The 25,892-nt window shown below is 60.1% G+C and carries 16 protein-coding genes; 3 read left to right on the forward strand and 13 right to left on the reverse strand.

The features are described from left to right. Positions 1 to 23 precede the first annotated feature (23 nt). Entirely contained in the window at positions 24 to 6,983 is a 6,960-nt protein-coding gene (locus E4T63_RS03175) for a TcdA/TcdB pore-forming domain-containing protein (RefSeq protein ID WP_245223450.1), read from the forward strand. Between the two features lie 62 nt (positions 6,984 to 7,045). Here the strand turns inward: E4T63_RS03175 and E4T63_RS03180 are convergent, their stop codons facing one another. Further along, positions 7,046 to 7,642, reverse strand: coding sequence for a MarC family protein (locus E4T63_RS03180; RefSeq protein WP_027613585.1), 597 nt, complete (start codon positions 7,640 to 7,642; stop codon positions 7,046 to 7,048). Positions 7,643 to 7,898: 256 nt separating this feature from the next. Between E4T63_RS03180 and E4T63_RS03185 the strand changes: the two genes are divergently transcribed. Further along, positions 7,899 to 8,684, forward strand: a complete 786-nt coding sequence (locus tag E4T63_RS03185; protein WP_098967026.1) for a hypothetical protein — start codon at positions 7,899 to 7,901, stop codon at positions 8,682 to 8,684. Further along, complete coding sequence (locus E4T63_RS03190; protein WP_240795623.1) at positions 8,665 to 9,459, forward strand: hypothetical protein; 795 nt, start codon at positions 8,665 to 8,667, stop codon at positions 9,457 to 9,459. The genes E4T63_RS03185 and E4T63_RS03190 overlap by 20 nt, the downstream gene beginning before the upstream one ends. 30 nt (positions 9,460 to 9,489) lie before the next feature. On the opposite strand, the gene E4T63_RS03195 is transcribed toward E4T63_RS03190, so the two are convergent. From E4T63_RS03195 to gcbA, 12 genes are all read right to left on the reverse strand, one after another. Next, positions 9,490 to 12,264: a hybrid sensor histidine kinase/response regulator gene (locus tag E4T63_RS03195; RefSeq protein ID WP_135294872.1), complete on the reverse strand. Its 2,775-nt coding sequence runs from the start codon at positions 12,262 to 12,264 to the stop codon at positions 9,490 to 9,492. Between the two features lie 99 nt (positions 12,265 to 12,363). Further along, positions 12,364 to 13,659, reverse strand: coding sequence for a phosphoribosylamine--glycine ligase (gene purD, locus E4T63_RS03200; protein ID WP_027613589.1), 1,296 nt, complete (start codon positions 13,657 to 13,659; stop codon positions 12,364 to 12,366). 149 nt (positions 13,660 to 13,808) lie between these two features. Next, positions 13,809 to 15,416, reverse strand: coding sequence for a bifunctional phosphoribosylaminoimidazolecarboxamide formyltransferase/IMP cyclohydrolase (gene purH, locus E4T63_RS03205; protein WP_134785341.1), 1,608 nt, complete (start codon positions 15,414 to 15,416; stop codon positions 13,809 to 13,811). A gap of 82 nt (positions 15,417 to 15,498) precedes the next feature. Next, positions 15,499 to 15,819, reverse strand: coding sequence for a DNA-binding transcriptional regulator Fis (gene fis, locus E4T63_RS03210; protein WP_003221275.1), 321 nt, complete (start codon positions 15,817 to 15,819; stop codon positions 15,499 to 15,501). Continuing rightward, complete coding sequence (gene dusB, locus E4T63_RS03215) at positions 15,816 to 16,826, reverse strand: tRNA dihydrouridine synthase DusB (RefSeq protein ID WP_007961945.1); 1,011 nt, start codon at positions 16,824 to 16,826, stop codon at positions 15,816 to 15,818. Before dusB ends, fis begins: the two co-directional genes overlap by 4 nt. A gap of 185 nt (positions 16,827 to 17,011) precedes the next feature. Next, positions 17,012 to 18,286, reverse strand: coding sequence for a DUF3426 domain-containing protein (locus E4T63_RS03220; RefSeq protein ID WP_134785343.1), 1,275 nt, complete (start codon positions 18,284 to 18,286; stop codon positions 17,012 to 17,014). 30 nt (positions 18,287 to 18,316) lie between these two features. Beyond that, complete coding sequence (prmA, locus tag E4T63_RS03225; protein ID WP_027613592.1) at positions 18,317 to 19,195, reverse strand: 50S ribosomal protein L11 methyltransferase; 879 nt, start codon at positions 19,193 to 19,195, stop codon at positions 18,317 to 18,319. Positions 19,196 to 19,461: 266 nt separating this feature from the next. Further along, on the reverse strand, positions 19,462 to 20,820 hold the full coding sequence (accC, locus tag E4T63_RS03230) for an acetyl-CoA carboxylase biotin carboxylase subunit (RefSeq protein ID WP_045122275.1): 1,359 nt from the start codon (positions 20,818 to 20,820) through the stop codon (positions 19,462 to 19,464). Positions 20,821 to 20,837: 17 nt separating this feature from the next. Then, complete coding sequence (gene accB / locus E4T63_RS03235; protein ID WP_135294873.1) at positions 20,838 to 21,296, reverse strand: acetyl-CoA carboxylase biotin carboxyl carrier protein; 459 nt, start codon at positions 21,294 to 21,296, stop codon at positions 20,838 to 20,840. Positions 21,297 to 21,344: 48 nt separating this feature from the next. Next, positions 21,345 to 21,797, reverse strand: a complete 453-nt coding sequence (gene aroQ, locus E4T63_RS03240; RefSeq protein WP_135294874.1) for a type II 3-dehydroquinate dehydratase — start codon at positions 21,795 to 21,797, stop codon at positions 21,345 to 21,347. A 252-nt stretch (positions 21,798 to 22,049) separates the two neighbouring features. After that, positions 22,050 to 23,996, reverse strand: coding sequence for a methyl-accepting chemotaxis protein (locus E4T63_RS03245; protein ID WP_135294875.1), 1,947 nt, complete (start codon positions 23,994 to 23,996; stop codon positions 22,050 to 22,052). Between the two features lie 51 nt (positions 23,997 to 24,047). Beyond that, the gene (gene gcbA, locus E4T63_RS03250; protein WP_027613596.1) at positions 24,048 to 25,718 is read right to left on the reverse strand and encodes a diguanylate cyclase GcbA; all 1,671 of its coding nucleotides are present in this window, start codon (positions 25,716 to 25,718) and stop codon (positions 24,048 to 24,050) included. Between the last annotated feature and the right edge of the window lie 174 nt (positions 25,719 to 25,892).

A 25,892-nucleotide genomic window follows, 5' to 3' on the forward strand; every position in this document is an offset into this window, starting at 1 on the left:
AAAAGGAAATTGCATTGAGCACTATGGATGAAGTCACGATGGGCAGAGTGTTCGCCGATCTTATTGCGCGCACAGAACTTGAGTCCGTCAGCGGTAGCCTGGGGGAGACTCCTTTGCGCTACTACGACGGGGCCGCTGCGGCCACCAGTCTTCCGGAGCAACTGATAGCGATCAGGTTGCTCAAGGACGCGATTGAATCACCACAGCTGGACGCCGCGGATGCTCAGGTCAATAAACTGCGCCTGAAACTGGGCGACTACGACCGCCGCTTGAGTGCGACTGTGAAGATGCTCTCCGCTGGCAAACCGATACCGCGCATCATGCATTTTGTCTGGGTCGGTGGCAGTGAGGTCGGGCCGAATCAGCGCGACTACATGAACATCTGGCGCAAGGTACTGGCGTCGCAGGGATATGCATTCAATCTCTGGTATGACAGTGATGCGCTGCTGGCCTTTGAAATGAATCGGGTGATTCTCGACAGTGCCCGTGCGGACACGATGAAGGTATTAAAGGACGAAAAGGTAACCCCGACGGGACTGTCGAGAATGATCGAAGACCGCGCACGGGTACTCAAACAGCAGATGTTCGACTACCTGAATCATCCACGCTGGGCCGGACGCGCAGACGAGGCGCGGATCGACCTGATGGTGCGGGGTTATGGCAAGGAACGTGCGACGCTCGAAGCCTTCCGCCAGAAATGTCTGGATTCACATCAGGCCATGGTGGGTGAGGACTTGCGCCTGCGCGATGTTCGCCAGGAGTTTGCCAGCCACTCTCTGGCGGACGTCTACCAGCGCGAAGTTGCCATGCGCGGCAACTTTGCTGCAGCCAGTGACGTGGTGCGACTGCAGGCCGAGTTTCTCGAGGGCGGGCGTTACAGCGATATGGATTATTTGCCGCCGCTGATCGAGAGACCGGGCGGCGTGGACATCAGTGGTTTCAGCACAGACGCGAAGATCGGTGTCCTGCAGTTATTGCTCAACCATGACGATACCTTGATGCCGGGGCGCGATCGGCAACGTTATGCCGATAGAACCGGGCATATTCCCGCCGAGCATCTCGAGGCACTGAGCGCATTTGCCCGGAGCAGGCCGGGTGTGGAGCAGATTTTCGCTTCGCCGCAGCCGACGTCTTTATCCCAGGATGCCATCGGGCGCGGCGCGGCCTGGGGCAATCCGTCGTCGAAGGAAATGAATGCCTATGTTCTGGCTCATCCTGGCAGCAAGATGGTCAATGCGAGCATGCACTTCATCCGGGTGGCTTATGACTGCCTGTATGAGGTTGAGCGCCGCATGATACTCGCAGGCGTGACGCCAGCAGATGTGTCGTCAGTCGATGATATTGCAATCAAGGTCGTCTCTGAAGCACAGGCTGATGGGCGCTTGCCCAATACATCGCGTGAATATTCATCAGAGAAGCTCATACGCGCCATAGCTCAGTATTATCAGGACGGGATTCGTTTCGACGCCTTGGGCACCATCTACATGACCGGTCCGGGCGCACTTGAAGGCGGTGTAATCGGCTATGTCGAAAGAGAACTGCAGAGTGAACAGCTGAACAACATTCGCCATCATATGAAGCAGGTCGACGGCTTCAACGTCTTTACCGAAGAAGAAATGATCTCCGGCTGGGCAGTCAAGGATACCCCCGAAGACTGGCTGGCAAAAGAACATGAGAAGTGGAACTCGGGCAAGCTCAAGTCGCGCTACGCCGGCAATCTGTCCGATTTGCTCAAAGAGCGGACCCTCACGTTCAAACTGGGCTGGCCGGTCATAGAAGGAAAATCAGTGTTGCTGACTTCGGTCCTGCAGCAACTGCTGGATGATCTGGGTGAGCCGTTTGTACGGGCCATGAATGACCGCTTGACCGGTGATGTGACGTTCAACGTCCCCATCCGCCTCGATTTTGATGCTCGACAGCAGGTGCTGAACCAGACAGTCGACAAAGCTCCAACGTCCATGGGGGCCGAGTCACTGGGTAATCTCAACGAGGCCTTGGCGCGCATCGCTGCGGGCAAGTTGCCGCTGGAGCAGTTGAGCCCGTTGCATCGGGTGATGTTCGGCGGCCTGTTCGGTGCCGCAACACTGGATCAGGTCGGGTTCGCAGACGTCTGGGCAACCACCGTCGCCTTTGCCGAAGATACGCGAGACCGTGGCCTGATAGCGCGCTACGAAGTGATCGAACAGACACTGCTCAGTCGCGATCCTGCACCGGTCGAGGCACGAGTCAATGCATCGGAGCGTGAATCGCTCGGGCAGAACTCCAGAGTGTTGAAGGCGCAGGCATTTGCCGAACCGATCAGCGTACGGCAATGGCGCGAGTACGTGAGTCGGGTCGAAGTCGCCGCCATGAATGAGCGCCGGGCGTCGATCCTCTCTCGGGGCAAGGCGGTACGTGAGACCTTCGTCCAGGCAGGCGCCTACGCGGGCAGGCAATTGCCACAGGATTTGCTGCTGCGCGGTGCGGGGGATCCGGGCCGACGCTGCTATCCACTGGCGCTGGTGATGGCCGCCGCACTGGAGAAAGGCGCTTCGGCCGAGCGCGCGCTGATCGGCAAACTGGCGATTGCCAATCTCACTCCCGACGCACCGCAAGCCCATGCCCTGCTCAAGGTGCTGGACGAGTTGCGTGGGGTACCCATGGCGCGATTTGGCGAGAAGAGACCGGCGGCGAACCTGGCCACTGTGATGCAGACGCTGGAAGCAAAAACCGCTGCCGGCAGCCTGTTGCTCAACACCGACAATCATTCGATGCTGGTGAGCAAGGTTGTAGCGCAAGGCGAGACTTCCTATCGCTTCTACGATCCCAACTTCGGGCTGTATGCGTTCGCCCGGATCGAGGATCTGCAACAAGGCGTCCAGCGCTTCATGCAGGAGGAAGTGATTGCCCGGCTTTATGGTCTGGAACAGGGGGCTGCCAGCGTTTTCGAGGTCATCGAACTCGACGGCGCAAGCATTGCCGGTAAATCGTTGCCTTCGGAAATTAGCGTTGCGCATTTGCTCAGCAGTGATCCGCTGGGTGGCGGGCGTGCCGTCGAACCCTGGAGTCAGCATGCCGCCTTGCGCGCGCGTTCCCTGTCAGAGAACGCGCGTCTGGGACAGGCGCTGAGCAGTGTGGACAGCCACAAGTGGGCGCGGACGATCGAAAGCGCGACCCTGCGGTTACAGGACCAGCATCAACTATCTCGTGACTTCGTTCCGGTGTTCGACTCCCTGAAGAGCACTGCGCAAGGGCGCAGCGAAATCACCATGGCCAGTGCCAGTGATCCGCAGCGCACACGCACAGTGCAGACCGATGACACGCGCCTGCAAGGGATCAAGTCTTACCTGAGCGATACGTTTGAAGCGTTGTCCGGCAGACGCGCGGGGGCGCCAGTGATCGATCCGACGGATGTCGGAGCGGTGCACACGCTCAATGCCGGATTTGCCATTCAAGCCCTGCTGCTCGGCTTGCAGAGCGCGGAGTCCGGGATGGGGTCGACCGCGTTGACGTCGGCAGTACGTATCCACGGTTACCTGGCCTACGCGCAGATGGCTCACGGGCTGGTGGTCGACGCAGTACAACTGCTGAATCTGGTGCGTCATGCCTTTACCGACGGACTGCGGGTGGCCAAAACCACCTCGTCGATTGTCAGTAATGCACTGGGCAACGTCTTGAACGAGGGTGTCGGAACCGTTTTGCAGCTGGCCAGCATCGGCTTTGACATTTATCTGTTGGTCAATGCACAAAACGATATCCAGCGTGCGGTCTATGCCACGCAGCTGGCCTTCGATTCAGCTGGGCTGGTGCTGGGTGTTGGCGCTTTGGGCGCCGGTGTTGCCGGTGCGGGCACGGCGGCGGCCTTCCTCGGCGGCGCCGGGGTGATTCTGGGCGGGCTGGCGGTGGGCATCGGCGCCCTGGTCGAGGGGTTCAGCGCCAGGGCAGAACGTGGAAGACGGATCGGCCGGTATCTGAATGATGTGCATTCGGCCTATCGACCGCAAAGCCATTCGGTGCAAGGCGATACCTACATTGCCAATCCTTGTGCGGTCTATACCGGGCTTGATTTGCGCAAAGGGCTCATTACCTTCGGCGGCCACAAAATTTTCGCCGCGGAAGATTACTCCTTTCTGCATAAGCCGAGGATCGTCGGGGATCGCAGCAAGGCATTCAGCATTCGAGAGGCCCTCGACCTTCGCGACTCGATTTCCTTCGATACGGCGCCGGGCGTTGAAAGCGTCGTGCTGCCGAGTGTGCCGGAGTGCTTCCTGGGCTTCGTCCATGAAGGTCTGCCTTTTGCGACAACGCTCACAGAAAACATGGAAACGGCTTTGGCACTGGAAAAATACAAGCTGGCAGGCAAGCGGCAATTCTGGTTCAGCTTTTACCAGGCACCGACCGAGTACATCATGGAAAAAATGGTGCCCAACTACGAGGAAACCCGCGTCAGTGTTGCGATTGGCCCTGATCAGCGTTTTCTGCACGTCCCCCCATTGCCGCAGGAGGTGCACGGTTACCTTTGCTATGACATCGATGCCACTGGCGGGCACTGCTCGATCACCCTGACCGAGGGCGTCAAGTCGTTGCGGCTGCAGGTTTCCTCCGATGATCCAATGACGTGGTCATTGCGTGCCCCATGGGTGAGTGCGGCGGCGGTGAAGCTGGAACAGGATACTTTTCAGTTGGGCTCGATGCGGGTGCAGGTGCCCGCCAGGAGTGTCGTTTACCTGCAACTTGCGGAGGGCTTCTATCAGGTTGGCTGGGCAACGGGAGCGCTGCTCTTTGCTGAACTCGACGCGCTCAACGATGCCGACGGCCCGGCTACACGCAAGCATTTGCGCGAACTCGCCCGCGCTCATCGTCTGGCCGATGGCCCGACGGTCATCCGCAACTATCACGATGCCCTGACTGGTGTTCGTACCACGGCCTGGTACGACCACACCGAAGATGCCATGCACTTGGTGCGCGGACTGGACCCACAGTATGCGGCGCAGATCTGTATCGGCCCGAAGATCGGCGAGGAGATGTTTTATTACTGCCCGGCGCAGGGAATCATCTGGCGTACGGATCTGGTCACCGGGCAGATCAAACGCACTTACCGGGTGATGAAAATACATTCATCAAAAAACCCCTGCATTGTTTCGATTCAGGCGACGCCAGAGGGTTTGCTGCAGGTGGTCCAGCGCTTTGAAGACATGTGGAAAAGCTTCTACAAGCTGACTTACCTGCTCGGCGAAGACTACCTCGCCCTTACTGCGATCTCCGATATGAATTCAGACCATCCGTGGATCATTCGCGAAGGACGCGACAATGTTTCGGATTTCCTCCGACGGCACGACTACCCATACCATGAGGTACTTGATGACCAGAGAGTGGAATTCACACTGGGCGCAATGATTACGATCGACACCTTCGACGAGAATTTGCGTAAAGCCACCCGAGCCTGGGTGCGCAGTGAAGATGAGCGCGTCATTCGGCCTGTGCTGCGCAATACGGAAGGTACACCTGACTTTCTCGATTGGGTGCTGCTTGATCCGCTTCAATCAAGCGGCGATACAGTGTTGTTTCATCATCTTGGCCATCGCCTTGTTTATCGACAGCACATCGGCGCAGCGGATCAGATGCCCGAGATGTTTGCACAAAGTGTCTTGCACCTTGAGGTGCAGCATGTGCACCGCCAGGGCGGACAATACGTCATCCTCACTGACGAAGGCATGCTGTTCCAGATGAATGACGACGGCCAGACGCGGCTGGTGGGACTCAATCACGCATGGCTGTCGGCCCGCCAGCAGCGCACTGGGCAAGGGTTCAAGTGGTGGGAAGCGGTCGGGACCAGCATTCAGAACGAGTCCGCCGATGGCGTGGAAGTCGGGGGTATCCGCGACGCAACGGGCAAGACATCGCTGTATGTCATCTATCTGGATCAGCAATTTCTGATTGCCGACACGGCGGGCAAAGCCATGCGCGTGTTGAGGCTGACGCCAGATAAAAAAGCGGCGTGGATGATGGACTGGGCATCCGGACGAATCTATCGTCAGCCCTTCATGGCGCCTGAAAGCCTGGCGGCGGCATTCGGTTCGGGGACACGTCTGCTGCAGGCGCACTTGCTGGCCCCGATGCAGCGAGTCATGCCGCGGGACACTTTTGCCTGGGCCGTGCCCCATGGAGCCGGCCTGCACGTCCGCCGGCATGACCACGTGCTGTTCGACCTGGCCGATGGCGAGCCACCGCGTATCGTCGGTGTGGAAGTCGAATTCTTCAATGGCCTGGCGTCTCGTCAGGCGCGGGAGCAAAAGCTGGCGCGACTGCTTGCCGGTCAGCGTAGCGGTCCTTACCTCTTTGCGGGCAGGAGCGATAATCTTTGCAGCTGGTATGACGTCGCAGCCGGCCGTCTGCTCAGTGTCTCGGTGTCAGGACGTGAATGGCCACAATATCTGGGCGTGGCGAACGATCAGACCCTGGTGCTGCATGACCCTGTAACGGGCCGACTGTTCAGCAATGCCAGTGAAGGCATTGAACCCATCGATATATGGATGACTGTGGAAGCGGTCAGCCGGATTGCAGATACGCTGGTTATCGACGGTATTGGCTCATCGGGCAGGATTGTAGCGATTCCGGATGGCGTCGATACACTGGTACTCAAGTTTGCGAAATCTGCAGATTACCTTTCACTGGCCCGACAGACTTGGGATCGGCTTGATTGCCTGATTGTCGACGCCGAGGAAGCAGGCATTCATCTGGCGTTGACACTGGAGCCGATGCAGCGATGGCTGGTCTCGAGGTCCGACGGCCATTTGCTGCTGACGGATCCCGATTCGGGAAGCAGCATCATTTTGCGCAATGCCACGAGCCTTGATGCGGCACGGCAACAGCAGGTGACATTCGGGATTGCGTTACCTGACGAAATCTCGGTGACCGTTAGCCTGGAGGAGCTGATGAGTGCGATGGCCACGGAACCCCTGCTGGAACTCGGCGCGCTGATCGGGCTGTCCATCGACCAGTAAGCCATTGCGAGCTGGCAGATCAGACCGGGCTGCGGAGATTTTCCTCCGCAGCCCTTTTTCGTTCAGGACACCAGATAGCCCTTGATCCCGGTAAAGATGATCTGCGCCGCCAGTGCGCAGACAAAAAGGCCCATCAGCCGGCTGACGATCTGCAGGCCCTGATCGCCGAGCACCCGTTCGATGTGATTGGACAGATACAGCACCACCCCTACGGTGAAACTGGCCAGGGTGATGCTCATGATCGCGGTCAGTTTGTCGTCCCAGTGCGGCTGACTGACGCCCATCACCAGCAGGGCGCCAATGGTGCCCGGGCCGACGGTCAGCGGAATGGTCAGCGGGACGATCGTCACGTCCTGTTGCACGTTATCACTCTGCACGACCGGCTTGCCCTGAGCCATGCCCAATGCCGAGATGAACAGCACGCTGCCGGCACCGATGCGGAATGCGTCCGCAGTGATCCCGAATACATCGAAAATCACCCGCCCGAACAGATAAAGCAAGACGCTGGAGATCAGCGTGGCGATCGCCACTTTCCAGGCCAGGCGCCGCTGTTCCTTGCGCGAGTAGCCACGAGTCAGGCTGATGAAGCAGGACAACACGAAGAACGGGCTGTAGAGCACCAGCATCTTCAGGTAAACGCTGAATAACACGTGGAGCATGAGGGCGACTCGCATCCGGAGAGTGATGACGGCGAGTCTATCAGTCGGTTAGTTGCTTGTGTGTGCAGAAGATTCTGCGCGAGGCAGTCGGTTTTTCGTTTTTTGTTTGATAGTTGTTTTGTGTGATGTTGTTAGTTGCATCTTGTTTGCTGGATAAGATGTTACAGATTTGAGTTTGTAGTGCTGGGCTTGTTTGTTTATTGTTTTCTTGCAAGTTCAAGAGGGGCTTGTCTACTAATTAATAAGGACTTTTATTGTGCATAGTCAAATCGTTAATGAGCTTTATATCTCTTCCTGTATTAACGCGATTGAAGCCTGTGATGTGGGTGCGCCGGTTATTCGCTCTCGTGGCCTGTTGGCTGTAGGGGACGAAATCGAGGCACCGTCGAAAGGCTCTGTTGTCGGCGAAGTCACAATGGGTTTTTCTGGCAAACTTTCGGATCAGAACAAGTCGGATGCCCAGAACGCTCTTCTGTTCGCCACACGTGCAGCGAACAAGCTATACCCCGAAGAGCATCAGGGCCGAGATTGGTATAAGCGGTTCCGTGAGGTGATGACCCTCGCTGGCTGGACGCCTGTCGATCAGTACTACAATGACCTCAGTATCGAAGGCACGAGTGTGCGGATGGACAAGCTGGTACTGGAGATTCTGGGTTCCGTGCTGGCTAATGTTGCACTGCCAGGACCAACCAGCGTTCTGATGCTGAAGGTCGCGGGTGATGCAATCTCGGCCCTGCAAAAACGGGACACTGCTGCGTTGACCGCTTATGAGCGAAATTTGCTGGACCACGGCGTGGGCGGCATCTCCACCGGAGCGTGTGTCGAACTCGACGGTGAGGCAATCATGGCGCTGGGAACGGTGCGTTTTCTGCGCAAGAACACCTCTACCAAAGTGATGTTCGTGGATGTCGATGTTCGTAATGTAAGTTTGTATCGAGCTCAAACTTTCTTTGCCAAAAACACCGACGTCGCCAACGCAGTGCGTGAGACGATCAAGAAAAAGCTGGTGGGTATCGATCAGATTGAAGATATTGATATCTGATAAATCGAAAAAAGCAGTCGAAGGTCGACTGCTTTTTTTTGGGGGCGATTATATGAATTGCAAATATTCCGTTTTGATCGTTGCGGGTGCCGTTGTACTGATTCCGCCGGCAGACAAACCGGAACGCTATCAGGATTTAATAAACTCTCTGTTGTTGGCGCAACTGGCGGCCAACAAGAAACTTGAGAAAGATCCGGGTATTGGCTGGTATGACGTCTACATGGAATTTCTGGACAAATACTGGCTGCGACATTTCAGAGCACGGTTGGATCTGTCCGTCGCACAGGGTAACAGCGTGTCTGTCGTTGACTGGGTGGTCGCTCCTGAGTTCGGGGGTGCTGTGGAGCAATGTGACGTTGCGAACGCAGTCATGCGTCGACTGGCAGCACTTTCCGCAAGCGAGCCGGCACTAGAGCTGCTGCGTGGTTACATGCAGAAAGGCGCCAGCGATGCATCGACGGATCAGTCAGATGTTTCCAGAATCATACGGCTGTTGGTGGTCGTGGCGCACTCGCCGATGTCGATGAGCAGCGTCTACATCGAATTTGCGACTGCACGGATTCTCGCTGACAACCCTTTGGCCGAGCTATTCCAGGCTGAGGATATTCGCGGCAGTGTTTGCAGACGCTCTGCCAGTGCCAATTTGTCCGAAACGCTCTATGGGCCGGTTCGCGCAGCCATCGCCCTGAAAGTCCAGGACAGGCTTGAAGCTAACGTGGCGTTGTTGAGGCTGATTGAAGACGTTCCAGCCGAAGAGAACGGCGCAGCCGATTGAGTCACGCTCGAACTGGCGTGGTACCCCTGCTTAAAAGGTCGACGCCGTACGGTTCTGCTGATCGCGCTGGGCTACCCAGTGTTCGATCAGCTCGCGCAGTTGCGACAGCTCCACCGGTTTGGCCATGTGGCCATCCATCCCGGCCTGACGCGCACGTTCCTTGTGTTCGGCGAGGATGTGCGCGGTCAGCGCGACGATCGGCGTGCGTATACGCTGATTGCTGACCTCCCACGCCCGTAGCTGCTGGGTCGCCGAGAAGCCATCGAGGATCGGCATTTCGCAGTCCATCAGCACCAGATCGTAACGCTGGGCCTTCATCGCCTGCAGGGCCTCTTCGCCGTTGCTGGCGGTGTCCGGTTGCAGGTTGAGTTTACCGAGCATGCCGCGAATCACTTTGGTCGAAATCGTGTTGTCTTCGGCGACCAGAATGCGGAAATCGCTCGGCACCTTGGCCGCCGTCGCGGGAGTGACCACTTGCGGCTGGAACACTACCTGACCTTTATTGCGCTGGTTCAACTCGTCGGCCAGCGTGGTCTTGAGCGTATAGCCGGCCACCGGTTTGGCGAGGATGCGTTTGATCCCGGAGTTGCGCGCGATGATCTTGCTCGGCGCGTTACTGATGCCGGTGAGCATGATCAACAGGATGTCGTGATTGAGGCTCGGGTCTTCCTTGATCTTGGCCGCCAGTTGCATGCCGGTCATGCCGGGCATGTTCTGGTCCAGCAGCACCACATCGAAGTAGTCGCGCAGGTGCGCCTTGGTGCGCAGCAGCGCCAGCGCTTCCTTGCCCGATGGCACGGCGCTGACGTTCAGGCCCCAGGCGCTGCATTGCTGCACCAGGACCTTGCGGCAGGTGTCGTTGTCGTCCACCACCAGCACGCGTGCGCCTTGCAACGGGCCGTCGAGGTCGGAGGTCGGGTGTTCGAGGCGATCCGGGTCCAGCGGCAAGGTCAGCCACAAGGTGCTGCCCTGACTGGTGCCGCTCTTGATCCCGAACTCGCCGTGCATCAGGCGGATCAGTTGCCGCGCAATCACCAGCCCGAGGTTGCCACCCAGACGATTGGCCGAGAGGAAGTGTTTGCTGTGCAGTTCGGCGTGCATCAGCGCATCGCGCTCCTCCGGTTCCATCGGCTGACCACTGTCCTGCACGGCGATGCGCAGGCGCGGTTTGACGCTGCGCTCGTCGAGGGCGACGACGATCAGCACTTCGCCTTCGTCGGTTTTCTTCAGGGCGTTTTCCAGCAGGCTCAGCAGGGTCTGGCGCAAGCGGGTCGGGTCGCCGCTGATCACGCGCGGCACTTGCGGCTGGATGAAGCTGATCAGCTCGACGTTCTGCTGTTCGGCCTTGGCCCGGTAGATGCTCAGGCAGTCGTCGATCAGCGCGTTGAGGTCGAACTGCACATCGTCCAGTTCGATCTGTCCGGATTCGAGCTTGGAAATGTCGAGAATCTCGTTGATCAACGTCAGCAGTTCGTTGCCGGCACTGTGGATGGTTTGCACGTAATCGCGTTGCTTGACCGACAGTGGCGTGCCCAGCAGCAGCTCGGTCATGCCCAGCACGCCGTTCATCGGGGTGCGGATTTCGTGGCTGATCTTGGCGAGGAATTCGGCTTTGGCGTTGATCTCGGCATTGCTCGCGGCAAGATCGCGGCTGATGCTGAACCGGCTTTCGGTGATGCTGCGCTGGCGTTCACCCAAGGCGATGCTCATCAGCAAGCCACTGATGCAGATGAAACCCATCAGGGTCATGATCAGGCCTTGCGGCGCCACCAGGGTCAGCCCCAGCAGGGCCGGCAAAATAATCAGCGTACCGATGTTGAACACCACCATCCCGGCAACGAACAGCCGCGCCGGGCGATAACCTTTTTGCCAGTGATAGAAGCCGACCAGCAACATGCTCAGACCGGCCAGCGCCACCAGCGCGTAGGTGATGATGTTCAGCGGCAGGGTGTTGACGAACAACAGCAGCAGGCTGCAGATCACAATGAACAGAATGTCGCCCAGCAACAGTTTGTTCAGCGGGTGCGGGCCGAGCGGGGCGAAGAAGCGCAGGGCGAACATCAGCCCGGCCGGGGCGGTCAGCAGCAACGCCAGATAGGCGCCCGGGGTCTGGATCGCGTGCCAGTTCGGCAACCACGGGCCGGCGAGGTTGAGCAACAGCAACAGACTCAGGCCCAGCAGTCCTTCGCAGACCGCCAGCCACAGGCTGCTGCGCGAGCGGGAGTAGGCGTAGCGCACGATGTTGTGCAGCAGCAACATGCCGAGGCAGCCGAACAGCAGACCGAAGATCAGCGTCTGGTTCTGGTTGGCGGCACTCATCACCGCCGATTGCAGGGTGATGTGCGGGCGCAGCTGATGGTCGGAAACCATCCGCAGATAAACGTCGAGGGACTTGTCGCTTTGCGGCAGCGGCAGCAGGAAGTCGCTGCTCGGCAGTGGCCGCTCGACCTGCGGCTGATGGGTGCCGGAAGTGCGTTGCTCGATCAGCTTGTCGCCGTCCAGCACGTAGAGGCTGAGGTTGGACAGGTCGGGAGCGAAGATCCGCAGCACCTGCTCGTGCTTGCCCGGCGCCAGTTTGAAGCGCAGCCAGAGTGCACCATCGGGCTCGGCCGCCGTGAGGCGATCAAGTTCGATGGGACTGAATTGATTGGTGTAGCGCGCCGAGCGGATGTCGCTCAGTTGCAGATTACCCTGATCGTCAAGCAATACCGACCAGCCACTGCCTTGCGCGGCCAGAGCCGGAAGCATGCAGAGCAAGGTCAGCAACGTGACGGTGAAACTTATGGCAATCCTGAGCCAGCGCACGGCGAAATCCCTTCGTAGGTTGATGCCAGAATATAACGATGCGCGGCGGCGGAACAGCCCGGCGAGGGACTGCATCCCGCGCCGGACGTGAAGGACAGTTTATTCCTGGGTTTCGCCACGTTCACGGGCAATGGCGCGGTAGCCAATGTCCTTGCGGTAGAAGCAGCCTTCCCAGTCGATGGCAGCGGCCAGCTTGTAGGCTTGCTGCTGCGCTTCGCTGACACTGGCGCCCATGGCGGTGGCGCAGAGTACGCGACCACCGGCCGTCACCACGTTGCCATCCTTCAGCGCCGTACCGGCGTGGAAGACTTTGCCTTCCAGGCCTGCGGCTGTGTCCAGACCGTTGATCACCGCGCCCTTGGCGTAGTCGCCCGGGTAGCCGCCGGCGGCCAGCACGATGCCAACGCTCGGACGTGGATCCCACTGTGCTTCAACCTTGTCCAGCGCTTGCGCCAGAGCGGCTTCGACCAGCAGCACCAGGCTCGACTGCAGACGCAGCATCACCGGTTGGGTTTCCGGGTCACCGAAGCGGCAGTTGAATTCGATGACTTTCGGGTTGCCGGCCTTGTCGATCATCAGACCGGCGTACAGGAAACCGGTGTAGACGTTGCCTTCTTCGGCCATGCCGCGCACGGTCGGCCAGATCACCTGATCCATCACGCGCTGGTGCACGTCGGCGGTGACCACCGGGGCAGGGGAGTAGGCACCCATGCCGCCGGTGTTCGGGCCGCTGTCGCCGTCGCCAACACGTTTGTGGTCCTGGCTGGTGGCCATCGGCAGGACGTTCTTGCCGTCGACCATGACGATGAACGAGGCTTCTTCGCCGTCGAGGAATTCTTCGATCACCACGCGCGAACCGGCGTCGCCGAAGGCGTTGCCGGCGAGCATGTCGCGCACGGCGTCTTCGGCTTCGGCCAGGGTCATGGCAACGATCACGCCTTTACCGGCGGCCAGGCCATCGGCCTTGATCACGATCGGTGCGCCTTTTTCACGCAGGTAAGCCAGGGCCGGCTCGATCTCGGTGAAGTTCTGGTAGTCGGCGGTCGGGATCTTGTGGCGCGCGAGGAAATCCTTGGTGAAGGCTTTCGAGCCTTCCAGCTGTGCAGCGCCGGCGGTCGGGCCGAAGCAGTCCAGGCCACGGGAGCGGAACAGATCGACCACGCCGGCCACCAGCGGCACTTCCGGGCCGACGATGGTAAGGGAAACGTTTTTCTCGGCGAAGTCGGCCAGTTGCTCAAGGGCCAGCACGTCGATGGCGACGTTCTCGCACTTGGCTTCAATCGCGGTACCGGCGTTGCCCGGCGCGACGAAAACCTTCTGCACGCGCGGATCCTGAGCCACTTTCCAGGCCAGGGCGTGTTCACGGCCACCGCTGCCAATGATCAAAACATTCATTTCAAAAACCTCAAAAATCTGTCAGGCGCTGCTGGAGCGCTTTATGTGGGAGCGGGCTTGCTCGCGAAAGCGGTGTGTCAGGCAAAACGGCTGTTGCTGACAGATTGCATTCGCGAGCAAGCCCGCTCCCACATTTGGATCGAGTTGTATCAGTGACGGAAGTGGCGCATGCCGGTGAACACCATGGCGATACCGGCTTCGTCAGCGGCAGCGATCACTTCAGCATCACGCATCGAGCCGCCTGGCTGGATCACTGCAGTGATGCCAACCTTGGCCGCGTTGTCCAGACCGTCGCGGAACGGGAAGAACGCGTCCGAGGCCATCACCGAACCGGCCACTTGCAGACCGGCGTGCTCAGCCTTGATCGCGGCGATACGCGCGGAGTTTACGCGGCTCATCTGGCCGGCGCCGACACCGATGGTCTGACGGTTCTTGGCGTAGACGATGGCGTTGGACTTGACGTACTTGGCGACTTTCCAGGCGAAGATCAGGTCGTGGATTTCCTGTTCGGTCGGTGCGCGCTTGGTCACCACTTTCAGGTCGTCGGCGCCGATCATGCCGATGTCGCGGCTCTGCACCAGCAGGCCACCGTTGACGCGCTTGTAGTCCCAGGCCGGAACGCGATCCGCCGACCACTCGCCACAGGCCAGCAGGCGCACGTTGGCTTTGGCGGCGACGATGGCGCGAGCTTCTGCGCTGACGCTTGGCGCGATGATCACTTCCACGAACTGACGCTCGACGATCGCCTTGGCAGTCTCGGCATCCAGTTCACGGTTGAACGCGATGATGCCGCCGAAGGCCGACTCGGTGTCGGTGGCGTAGGCCAGTTCGTAGGCCTGACGGATACCGCCTTCGGCATCCGGGCTCACCGCCACGCCGCACGGGTTGGCGTGCTTGACGATCACGCAGGCCGGCTTGACGAAGCTCTTCACGCATTCCAGCGCGGCGTCGGTGTCGGCCACGTTGTTGTACGACAGCTCTTTGCCTTGCAGTTGGGTCGCGGTGGCGATACCGACTTCGGCAGGCTTGGCTTCCACGTAGAACGCCGCGCTCTGGTGCGGGTTCTCGCCGTAGCGCATTTCCTGGGCCTTGATGAACTGGCTGTTGAAGGTGCGCGGGAATTCGCTGCGACCTTCGGTGCTCAGTACGTCGGCAGCCTGATTCACGGTGCCCATGTAGTTGGCGATCATGCCGTCGTAGGCAGCGGTGTGTTCGAAGGCCTTGAGCATCAGGTCGAAACGCTGAGCGTAGGTCAGGCCGCCGGCCTTGAGGTTTTGCAGAACGTTGGCGTAATCGCTGGCATTCACCACGATCGCCACGTCTTTATGGTTTTTCGCTGCCGAACGGACCATGGTCGGGCCGCCGATGTCGATGTTCTCGATAGCGGTCGGCAGGTCGCAGCCTGGCTTGTTGATGGTGGCTTCGAACGGGTACAGGTTGACTGCAACCAGGTCGATCGGCTTGATGCCGTGCTCGTTCATGATCGCGTCGTCGATACCGCGACGACCGAGGATTCCGCCGTGGATTTTCGGGTGCAGGGTTTTCACCCGACCGTCCATCATCTCCGCGAAACCGGTGTAATCCGCGACTTCCACTGCGGCAACACCGTTGTCGCGCAGCAGCTTGAACGTCCCGCCGGTGGAGAGGATCTCGACGCCGAGGGCTTCAAGCTCCTTGGCGAATTCGAGGATCCCGGTCTTGTCGGAAACGCTGATCAAGGCGCGGCGGATCGGCAGGCGGGTAGTCTGGTCGGTCATCTCAATTTCCATCAAAAGCAAAGGAAGTCAGCAAAAAAGGCGACCGGTTTTACGCGGGCGCCTTTCTGGTTTGATTGAATGCTTACAGCAGATCGTACTGCTTGAGTTTCTTGCGCAGCGTGCCGCGGTTGAGTCCGAGCAGCTCGCTGGCCTTGGTCTGGTTGCCCTTGACGTAGTTCATCACGCTTTCGAGCAGGGGAGCCTCGACTTCGGAGAGCACCAGGTTGTACACATCCGTGACGGACGCGCCCTCAAGGTGGGCGAAATAATTGTGCAGCGCCTTCTCGACACTCCCGCGAAGGGTCTGACCTTCTTCGCTCGGGGTATTGAGGTGCTGTTTCAAATTCACGTTGTCGCTCACGGGTGCTGTTCCACTCACTAAAGTCTCGGTCATCATCGTCATGCGGCCACCCCTTCTTCGTCCCCTGTCAGGCTCTTGTAACGCTCGGCGAAAAACTCCCGAACGTTGGCGCATTGTGTTTCCGTACCATCCAAACGATTGAAGTGGGCGCGAAACTCCCTGGCGCCCGGCAAGGTTGCGAGATACCAGCCCACATGCTTGCGGGCAATACGGACGCCCATCACATCCCCATAGAAGGCGTGAAGTGCGGCCAGATGCTCCAGCAGGATGCGTTCCACTTCGCTCAGCTCCGGCGCCGGCAATTTCTCGCCGGTACGCAGGAAGTGTTCGATCTCGCGAAAAATCCATGGCCGCCCCTGGGCAGCCCGGCCTATCAGCAGGCCATCGGCACCGGTCGCGTCAAGCACGTAACGGGCCTTTTCCGGCGAATCGATATCGCCATTGGCAAACACCGGGATCGACACCGCCTGCTTGATCGCGGCAATCGTGTCGTACTCGGCTTCGCCGGTGTACAGATCGGCGCGCGTGCGGCCATGCACGGCCAGCGCGGTGATCCCGGCCTGCTCGGCGATCTTCGCCACAGTCAGGCCGTTCTTGTTGTCGCGATCCCATCCGGTGCGGATCTTCAGGGTCACCGGCACATCCACTGCAGCGACGACGGCCTGCAGGATCTCGGTCACCAGTGCTTCGTCTTTCAATAACGCGGAGCCGGCGGCCTTGTTGCAGACCTTCTTTGCCGGGCAACCCATGTTGATATCAATAATCTGTGCGCCCAGTTCGACGTTGGCCCGTGCCGCGTCCGCCAGCATCTGCGCATCGCCACCGGCAATCTGCACCGAGCGTGGCTCGGGATCGCCTTCGTGGATCATGCGCATGCGCGACTTGCGGGTATTCCACAGGCTCATGTCACTGGTGACCATTTCCGAGACTACAAGCCCTGCGCCCAAACGCTTGCACAGCTGACGAAAGGGCTGGTCGGTGACGCCCGCCATCGGGGCGAGAATCAAACCGTTCTGCAATGTATATGGGCCGATGCGTACCGCCGACATAGGACTTCCCTGAAGTGGGGCCGGATCATGAGAGTTCGAAAAAGGGTTGGCATGATACCCGCTCTCGATGACTGGATAAAGGCTGAATTGAACAAAATCTGAACAGTTATTCTGTTATTACCAGCGGTTTGGTAAGCGCGGGCGAAGTCAGAAAACTGCCGTCAAACCTGAAGCGATGAAGCGATTCACTCGGGCGAGTGGAAACTCAGGCTGTAATTCACCGCTTTGGGGCCTGGATCAAGGATATCCAGCGCGATGTGGATTGGCGTTTGCGGCGGCATTTCCGCCATGCCCTCAAGGTCGCCGTTGAGGTATTCGCCGGGTTTGAAGCGACGACTGGCGATCAGATGACCGTTGAGGTCAGCGAAGCGTAGCTCCAGCAACGGAAATGGCTGGGAGAACGTCGCCCGGTTGTAGATGATCGCATCCACCACCAGCGCCCCGCTGAATTCCGGATGGCTGCGCACCACCAGATTGCTGCTTTTGATTTTGCCGATGTCGACCTTGGACGGCACCGTGCAGCCGATCTGCGGGCAGAACTGCTGAAACCATGGGCGGTACTGATCCTGCCGCGCCAGTTCATCGAAATGATAGGCGATGTACTGGCCGGCCAGACCGGCGGCGGCGAGCAGCACCAGCAAAGCCCAGAGCAGACGCCGGCCCCAGGGCGAACGGCGTTTCTGCCAGTCCAGTTGCAGTGGGTCGTCGGTCAGGTCCTGCAACACTTCGGCGCGTTGACGTTTTTTGCGCAGCGGTTCGACCGATGGCAAGTCGTCATCGTCCGGCTCGACGTTGGCCGACAGGCGTTCACGACGGGCATTCGGATCGATCGGGTCGTGCAGGCGCAGTTGCGGGATCGGCGGTTCATCGTCCAGATCCACCGGCTCCAGCGACAGGGAAGGCTCGGTGCGCGCGGTGTTTAGCGGTTCCGGTTCGACGGCATCTGGCTCGACGTCATCTTCGGGCTCGGGCAGACGTTCATCGTCGCGTGCGCTGAACAGGCTGTCGCGCCACTCCGTTTCATCGGCTTCAGGGCTGTCGCGGCGGGCGCTCAGGGACTCTTCGCGCTGACGACCGAATTCGGTGGTCGGCTGGATTTCCCGTTGTTCGAGGCGGGCGAGTTCTTCGTCCAGATCGAGGCTGTCCAGGTCCAGCTCGCTGGCGCTCCATTGCTTTTGGCTGATGGCGCGCGGCGCGGGCGGTTCGTCATTGACGGGTGCTTCGACCACTGGCGGCGGCTCGCTGACCACCGCCTGAGACGGTGCTGGCTGGACAATGGACGGCGCCACCGGAGTGACCGCTTCCTTGCCGGCGTGTTGTTCCAGCAGCTGTTTGGCGGCGTTGAACACTTGCAGGCAGGAGCCACAGCGAACCACCCCGCGGGCCACGCTCAATTGAGCATGGCTGACGCGGAAGCTGGTTTGGCAATGCGGGCACTGGGTGACGAAGCTGTCGGTCATGCGGCGATCCGGTTTATGCAGGCGGTCATTCTAGCGCCGACGGCCGGTGATACGCACCCAGCCATCGCGATTGGCGATCGGGTCCAGATCAAAGTCCTGCGCATAGGCGGCAGCGACTTCTTCACCTTGTTCGGCGAGGATGCCTGACAGTGCCAGACGACCGCCGGTTTTCACCAGGCCGGACAGCTGCGGCGCCAGGGAAACCAGCGGGCCGGCCAGAATGTTGGCCACCAGCACGTCGGCTTTGACCTGCGGCAAATCTTCCGGCAGGTACAGCGGGAACAGCTCGTCGGCAATATTGTTGCGCCCGGCGTTGTCGCGCGAGGCTTCCAGCGCCTGCACGTCGATGTCGGTGCCGACGGCTTCTTTCGCGCCGAGCAGCAGGGCGGCGATCGCCAGAATTCCCGAGCCGCAGCCGAAGTCCAGGACGTTGCAGTCTTTCAGGTCCTGACCGTCGAGCCATTCCAGGCACAGGGCGGTGGTCGGGTGGGTGCCGGTGCCGAACGCCAGGCCCGGATCCAGCAACAGATTGACCGCGTCAGGCTCGGGCGCGGCGTGCCAGCTCGGCACGATCCACAGGCGCTGACCGAAACGCATTGGCTGGAAGCCGTCCATCCAGCTGCGTTCCCAGTCCTGGTCTTCGATGACTTCGCTGTGATGCTCGGGCAGCGGACTGCCGGTCAGCAGTTCCAGATGCGCGAGCACCGGCGCAGGCTCGGTGCCGCCCTCGAACAGGGCCAGCAGGTGCGTGTGCGCCCACAGTGGGGTGGTGTTGAGTTCCGGCTCGAAGATCGGCTGATCTTCGGCGTCCATGAAGGTCACCGAAACGGCGCCGACTTCAAGGAAAGCGTCTTCGTAGGTTTCGGCTTGTTCCGGGCTGATGGCGAGACGTACTTGCAGCCAAGGCATGGCGGGCACCTTTGAAAAAATATGATTGCAGCCTAGCGGCCAGCGAGAAGCGCGCAAGTTTACGCGAGCGCAGGCGGTTTGTGGGAGAGACTTGAAACGCCATTCCCTTGTAGGAGTGAGCCTGCTCGCGATGGCGATGGTGCTGTCGACACATATGCTGGATGTGCCGGCCTCATCGCGAGCAGGCTCACTCCTACAGGGGTTTATGTAATCTGTAGAAACAACAAAGCCGCCCGAAGGCGGCCTTGTCTGTGCGGACTTGAAGCTTAGTGCTTCTCGCCAGCCAGCTTGTGCTCGAGGTAGTGAATGTTCACGCCCCCTTTGCAGAAGCCTTCGTCGCGGGTCAGATCACGGTGCAGCGGGATGTTGGTCTTGATCCCGTCAACCACGATCTCGTCCAGGGCATTACGCATGCGCGCCATGGCTTCGTCGCGGGTGGCGCCGTAAGTGATCAGCTTGCCGATCAGCGAGTCGTAGTTCGGCGGAACTGCATAACCGCTGTACAGGTGCGAATCGACGCGAACGCCGTTGCCGCCTGGGGCGTGGAAATGCTTGACCGTGCCCGGGCTCGGCATGAAGGTTTTCGGGTCTTCAGCGTTGATCCGGCACTCCAGCGAGTGACCGCGGATCACCACGTCATCCTGCGTGAACGACAGCTTGTTGCCAGCGGCGATGCTGAGCATCTCCTTGACGATGTCGATACCGGTGACCATTTCCGAAACCGGGTGCTCCACCTGAACACGGGTGTTCATTTCGATGAAGTAGAAACGACCGTTCTCGTACAGGAACTCGAAGGTACCAGCGCCACGGTAGCCGATGTCGATGCACGCCTTGACGCAGCGAGCCAGAACTTCCTGACGCGCCTGCTCGTCGATGCCCGGTGCCGGCGCTTCTTCGAGAACCTTCTGGTGACGGCGTTGCAGCGAGCAATCGCGGTCGCCCAGATGGATGGCGTGACCCTGGCCGTCGGACAGTACCTGAACTTCGACGTGACGCGGGTTGGTCAGGAATTTTTCCAGATAGACCATCGGGTTGCCGAACGCCGCGCCAGCTTCGGAGCGGGTCAGTTTCGCCGAGGCGATCAGGTCTTCTTCCTTGTGCACCACGCGCATGCCGCGACCACCACCGCCGCCTGCGGCCTTGATGATCACCGGGTAGCCGACTTCACGACCGATGCGCAGCGCCGTTTCTTCGTCTTCCGGCAGCGGGCCGTCGGAACCTGGAACGGTAGGCACGCCTGCTTCGATCATCGCGTGCTTGGCCGATACCTTGTCGCCCATCAGGCGAATGGTGTCGGCTTTCGGGCCGATGAAGGCGAAGCCGGAGTTCTCGACCTGCTCGGCAAAATCGGCGTTTTCCGCGAGGAAACCGTAGCCTGGGTGAATGGCGGTAGCGCCAGTCACTTCTGCGGCAGCGATGATGGCCGGGATGTGCAGGTAGGACTGAGCGGCAGAAGCCGGGCCGATGCAGACGGACTCGTCTGCCAGACCCAGGTGCATCAGCTCTTTGTCGGCCTTGGAGTAAACGGCGACGGTCTTGATGCCCATCTCTTTGCAGGCACGCAGAATCCGCAGGGCGATCTCACCGCGGTTAGCGATCAGAACTTTTTCCAACTTCGCAGTCATCAAAGGCTCTCCGCAGTTCAAACGATGGTGAACAGCGGTTGGTCGTACTCAACCGGCTGGCCGTCTTCGACGAGGATGGATTCGATCACACCGCTGGTTTCAGCTTCGATGTGGTTCATCATCTTCATGGCTTCGACGATGCACAGGGTGTCGCCTTTCTTCACGGTCTGGCCGACTTCAACGAAGGCTGGCGAGGTTGGCGAAGATTTACGGTAGAAGGTGCCTACCATTGGCGAGCGGGCCACGGTGCCGTTCAGTGCCGGAGCAGCAGCAGCCGGAGCGGCAGCAGCTACTGGAGCAGCGGCGGCAGGCGCAGCGGCCGGAGCCTGCATCGGCGCCGGAGCGTAGTACTGCTGAGCCGGGGTCTTGCTGTGACGGCTGATGCGTACGGACTCTTCGCCTTCCTTGATCTCGAGCTCGTCGATGCCGGACTCTTCCAGCAATTCGATCAGTTTCTTAACTTTACGGATATCCATGAATCATCAACTCCCAAGGGTCGGTCAGGGGCGTTTAACGCTTGTGGTTCAAGTCGTTGCCTGTGTTTCAAGCTGTTCTAGTGCGGCCTCCAGGGCCAGTCGGTAACCGCTGGCGCCAAGGCCGCAGATCACTCCCACCGCTACATCGGAGAAGTAAGAGTGATGGCGGAAAGGTTCGCGCTTGTGCACGTTGGACAAATGCACTTCGATGAATGGGATGCTCACTCCCAGCAGCGCGTCACGTAATGCGACACTTGTGTGTGTAAATGCTGCTGGATTGATCAGAATGAAATCGACACCCTCACCGCGAGCGGCGTGGATGCGGTCGATCAATTCGTACTCGGCATTGCTTTGCAGGTGCAGCAGATGATGGCCGGCTTCACGGGCGCGGCGCTCCAGATCCTGATTGATCTGCGCCAGGGTCGTTGAACCGTAAGTGTCGGGTTCACGGGTGCCGAGCAGGTTCAGGTTGGGGCCGTGCAGCACCAGTAGCGTCGCCATCTGCGTGTTCCTTGTTATGAATGAGCAGTCGTCAGAACCCGGCGACTATGCCGCAAAGGCTTTGTGACTGTCCAGTTCTCTGCAATAGCCAGCACGATGACCGATGTTTGCGCGAAATTTATGACTGAGTGATTTGATTCGGTCATTCCGCAAGATTTGCGCTGATGCGAATGACGCTATCGCGAGCAGGCTCACTCCTACAGTTGGAATGCGTTCCCTTGTAGGAGTGAGCCTGCTCGCGATAGCGGCCTATCAGACGCGGAATGCCTGAACGGCGGTATGCAATTGCCCACCCAACTCCAGCAGATTCTCACCCTGCTCACGCCCGCGGCCGATGCGCAGCAGGTTATCCCCGCCCAATTGATGGATCCGCTCGCTGTGATCACGAATCTCGCTGACCGCGCCGCTCTGCTGGGCGGTGATGTCGGCGATGCGGATCGCCGTGTCGGAAATGGTCTGGATCGCGCCAACGATCTTGTCCAGCGCGCCGTCCGCCGCTTGTGCCTGACTGGCCGTGGCTTCGGCGTGTTCGACCTGTGCGCGCATGCCTTCGACCGATTGTCGGGCAGCAGTTTGCAGGCCGGCGATCAGCGTCTGAATCTCCGCCGTGGCGCCCGCCGTGCGTTGCGCCAGTGAGCGCACTTCCTCGGCCACCACCGCAAAACCACGGCCCATTTCCCCGGCCCGCGCCGCTTCGATCGCCGCATTCAGCGCCAGCAGGTTGGTCTGGTCGGCGATCGAGCGGATCACCGTCAGCACGCCGCCGATGGTCGCCGACTCTTCGGCCAGGTGCTCGATCATCTGCGCGTTGCCTTGCACCTCGCCGATCAGCGCATGCAGGCCGGTGAGGCTCTGGCCGATCACGGCTTGTCCGTGCTCGACGGCAAGACCCGCATGGCGACTGGCATCGGCGGCCTGTCGTGCATCCCCAGCGACTTGCTGAATCGTCGCTTCCAACTCACCCAGCGAATCGCGGATCAGCGCGGTGTCGCCCGCCTGATGCTCGGCGCCGCTGTGCAGGTCGTTGCTCAGTTCGGCCAGCGTACGGCTGCTGCCGGCCACCTGTTCGGCATTGCCGCGAATCGTCCCGACCAGATCCACCAGATACGCGCGCAGGCGATTCAGTGACGCTTCGATGTCATGCAGTTCGCGGTTGGTTTTGCCCAACTGAATGTCGCGACTGAAATCGCCTTCGGCCCAGGTCGACAGGGCCGGCGCGAGGTTGGTCAGAGTGCGCGACAGGCGCCGCTGCAAGGTGTCGATCAGCAGCGCGATCAGCAGAATCAGGCCGATCATCACGCCCTGCATCAGGCGCACTTCGCCCTGAATCTGCCCGTGCTGGGCGCGTACCACCGGTTCGAGTCCGGCGATGGCTTGCTGCACGGCGGCGATCTTCAAATGGGTCGCGGTGCTCAGATCGGTGCGTTTCTGGATCTGCTCGCGGGTACGCGCCAGCTCCGCCGGGTAGCGACCGAGCAGGCTGTTGAGTTCGCGCTTGAGGCCGACACCGGCGTCTTCGGCGGCGGTTTTTTCTGTGCTTTCGATGCCCATCATCGCGGCGAAATCATCACTGCCGGATTCGTTCCTGGCGACCACGCCGAGCAGGGGCAGGGCGTCGATGGCCTGAGCCTGGGTGCGGATGTTGTCGACTTCGCGCTCGACGTCGGCCGCGAGTTCACTGCGGCCGCTGCTGACCAGTTTGTCGCGGGCCAGCGACAGCTTGCCCAGGTGCTGCGAGGCGATGAGCAGCGGTGTCAGGTACGTCGCGTTGCCATTGGCGTAGGTGCTGAGTTGATCGAGGCTGGCGCTCAGTTCGCGTTCGGCCTGCAACAACAGCGCCTGCGGATCACCGGCCAGTTTGCCGGCCGCGAGCAGGTCGGTTTTGCTGAATTCTTCGAGGCTCGACAGACTCGGGCGCAGGGTCTCGGCCAGTGCCGGCGGCAGTTCGCCGAGCTCCTTCTGCAGGCCGTCGATGGCTTGGCTGGCGCTGCTCAGGCGCAGGGCGTCGCCGCTGGCGAGGTAGTCCTCGACATTGCGCGCCACGTCATTCTGAAATTGCTGCGACAGGCCGAGGTAGCGCTCCATCAACAGATACGGACGCTCCAGGGCTTTTTGCGACCACCACAGCGTTGCGCCGAGCGCCACGCCAACGGCGACCAGCAGCAGAGTGTTGAGATTGGTGAGCAACTTCAGGCGCATGACGGCTACCAACGGCAGAAATGGTAAGCGCCTGAATTTATTGCGGTTCTGTTACAGGGTTATGACCGAATCGGTGGATTCCGATGAAAAGGTGGCACTTTGCTTTGAGTCGCGCGCGGTCTGCACTCGATTGCGTCCGGCACCTTTGGCGCGGTACAGCGCTTCGTCGGCCTGGCTGGCCATCATCAGGCTGTCGGAATCCTCGTGCATTTCCACCACGCCGGCGCTGAAGGTGCACCACAAATCGTGCGGTTGCGCCGGGTAGTGGATTTCGGCGAAGCGCTGGCGGATCTCGTCGAGCACTTTGTGCGCCGCTTCTATATCCGTGTCGGGCATGACGATGGCGAATTCTTCGCCACCGTACCGGCCGATGAAGTCGGTCTTGCGCAGGCGTTGCTTGAGGAACAGCGCCAGGCTCTTGATCACTCGGTCGCCCATCGGATGGCCGTGACTGTCATTGACTCGCTTGAAGTGGTCGATGTCGAGCATGGCAAAGCTCAGCGGCTTGTTCTCGCGACGGGCGCGGAACGAGCAGTCTTCGAGCAATTGCAGGATGTGCGTGTGGTTGTACAGGCCGGTGAGGCTGTCGCGGACCATGCGTGCCTTGAGATTGCGCGCGCGGGCGGCGCGGTTGCGCACAGTCGTAATCAGATGCCGAGGCTTGATCGGTTTGGTCAGGAAGTCGTCGCCGCCCTCGCTCATGGCGTCGAGCTGTTTATCCAGATCGTCCTCGGCCGAAAGATAAATGATCGGCACACTGACGTAGCGGTCGTTGTGGCGGATGACCTTGGCCAGTTCGGTGCCGGTGCAGGCCGGCATGTACATGTCGAGGATGATCAGATCCGGCTGGAAGTCCGCCAGTTCGGCCATCGCCTGGATCGGTTCGATCAGGGTGCGCGTGACGATTCCGGCGCTGTTGAGCAGGCGCTCGGTGTGCAAGGCCTGGGCGCGGGAGTCGTCGATGATCAGCACTTTATAAGGTTCATACTGGGCGACGCAGGTCAGGACTTCGATCTTCTCCAGCAGGCTCGACGCTTCGAGGGTGCCGGTGAGGAATTCCTGGCCGCCGGCGCGCACGGCGGCGAGGCGGGTCGGGGTGTCGGTTTCGTGCAGGCTGAAAAACAGCAGCGGCAGCGGTTCTTCCAGGCCGACCTGGGCTTCGGCAGCCAGCTGCAAGCCGACGCCTGCGCCGCTGAAGTCCACGTCCATGACGATCGCGGCGGGCAAGCGCTCGACCATCGAGGAGCGAAACGCCGCGACACTGTCCAGCGCCTGCGCGGTCAGGCCGAAAAACTCCAGCTGCTTGGCCAGCCGCTCGGCGCGGTCGTGATCCTGCAACATGACGTAGATCGGTTTGCGCAGCGGCGGCAGGAAGGTTTGGTCGAGTTGATCGCCATGGCGCAGACCGGTGCGCGACAGACGCTGCATCAAACGATTGAGATCGGTGATCAGACCGCTGCTCAGGCGTCCGCGATTGGCGTCCACCGCTTCCAGCGACTGGCCGATATGACGCGCGAGTTGCGTATGCTCGGGCTGCTCGAAGCGCTCGGCAAAACGCAGCAGGCGCAGATTGGCCTCGCTCAGTTCGGCGAGGTCGGCGGTGGACCACTCACTGCGTTGCAGGCGCTGCCATATCTCAAGAATCTGACGTGCCTGATGAATTACCCGCTGGGCAAAGTGGTGCTTGAGGCGCTCACGGCTGGGGTCTTCTGGCTCGGTCATATCCTGACTACTAGTTAGGGCGCATGCTGAGATCGACTGGTGGCTCTATGCTAGCACCTCTTTTCCCTTATATGAGTGTCGTGCATCAATAATCTGCGGTGCTGCACAATTCAGTTTCTGACCGGGCGGTTTCGGATTGAACCTGTTCGTCGGTGAGCCTCCCGTAAACCGGGA

Origin of the sequence: Pseudomonas fluorescens (assembly GCF_004683905.1) — a bacterium.
Taxonomy (GTDB): Bacteria; Pseudomonadota; Gammaproteobacteria; order Pseudomonadales; family Pseudomonadaceae; genus Aquipseudomonas; species Aquipseudomonas putida_A.

What these genes read in the sequence shown, in the direction of transcription:
- E4T63_RS03175 (WP_245223450.1), top strand. Translation starts at nt 24, where the DNA reads ATGGATGAAGTCACGATGGGCAGAGTGTTCGCCGATCTTATTGCGCGC.
- E4T63_RS03180 (WP_027613585.1), bottom strand. Translation starts at nt 7,642, where the DNA reads ATGCTCCACGTGTTATTCAGCGTTTACCTGAAGATGCTGGTGCTCTAC.
- purD (WP_027613589.1), bottom strand. Translation starts at nt 13,659, where the DNA reads ATGAATGTTTTGATCATTGGCAGCGGTGGCCGTGAACACGCCCTGGCC.
- purH (WP_134785341.1), bottom strand. Translation starts at nt 15,416, where the DNA reads ATGACCGACCAGACTACCCGCCTGCCGATCCGCCGCGCCTTGATCAGC.
- fis (WP_003221275.1), bottom strand. Translation starts at nt 15,819, where the DNA reads ATGACGATGATGACCGAGACTTTAGTGAGTGGAACAGCACCCGTGAGC.
- dusB (WP_007961945.1), bottom strand. Translation starts at nt 16,826, where the DNA reads ATGTCGGCGGTACGCATCGGCCCATATACATTGCAGAACGGTTTGATT.
- E4T63_RS03220 (WP_134785343.1), bottom strand. Translation starts at nt 18,286, where the DNA reads ATGACCGACAGCTTCGTCACCCAGTGCCCGCATTGCCAAACCAGCTTC.
- prmA (WP_027613592.1), bottom strand. Translation starts at nt 19,195, where the DNA reads ATGCCTTGGCTGCAAGTACGTCTCGCCATCAGCCCGGAACAAGCCGAA.
- accC (WP_045122275.1), bottom strand. Translation starts at nt 20,820, where the DNA reads ATGACTGCGAAGTTGGAAAAAGTTCTGATCGCTAACCGCGGTGAGATC.
- accB (WP_135294873.1), bottom strand. Translation starts at nt 21,296, where the DNA reads ATGGATATCCGTAAAGTTAAGAAACTGATCGAATTGCTGGAAGAGTCC.
- aroQ (WP_135294874.1), bottom strand. Translation starts at nt 21,797, where the DNA reads ATGGCGACGCTACTGGTGCTGCACGGCCCCAACCTGAACCTGCTCGGC.
- E4T63_RS03245 (WP_135294875.1), bottom strand. Translation starts at nt 23,996, where the DNA reads ATGCGCCTGAAGTTGCTCACCAATCTCAACACTCTGCTGCTGGTCGCC.
- gcbA (WP_027613596.1), bottom strand. Translation starts at nt 25,718, where the DNA reads ATGACCGAGCCAGAAGACCCCAGCCGTGAGCGCCTCAAGCACCACTTT.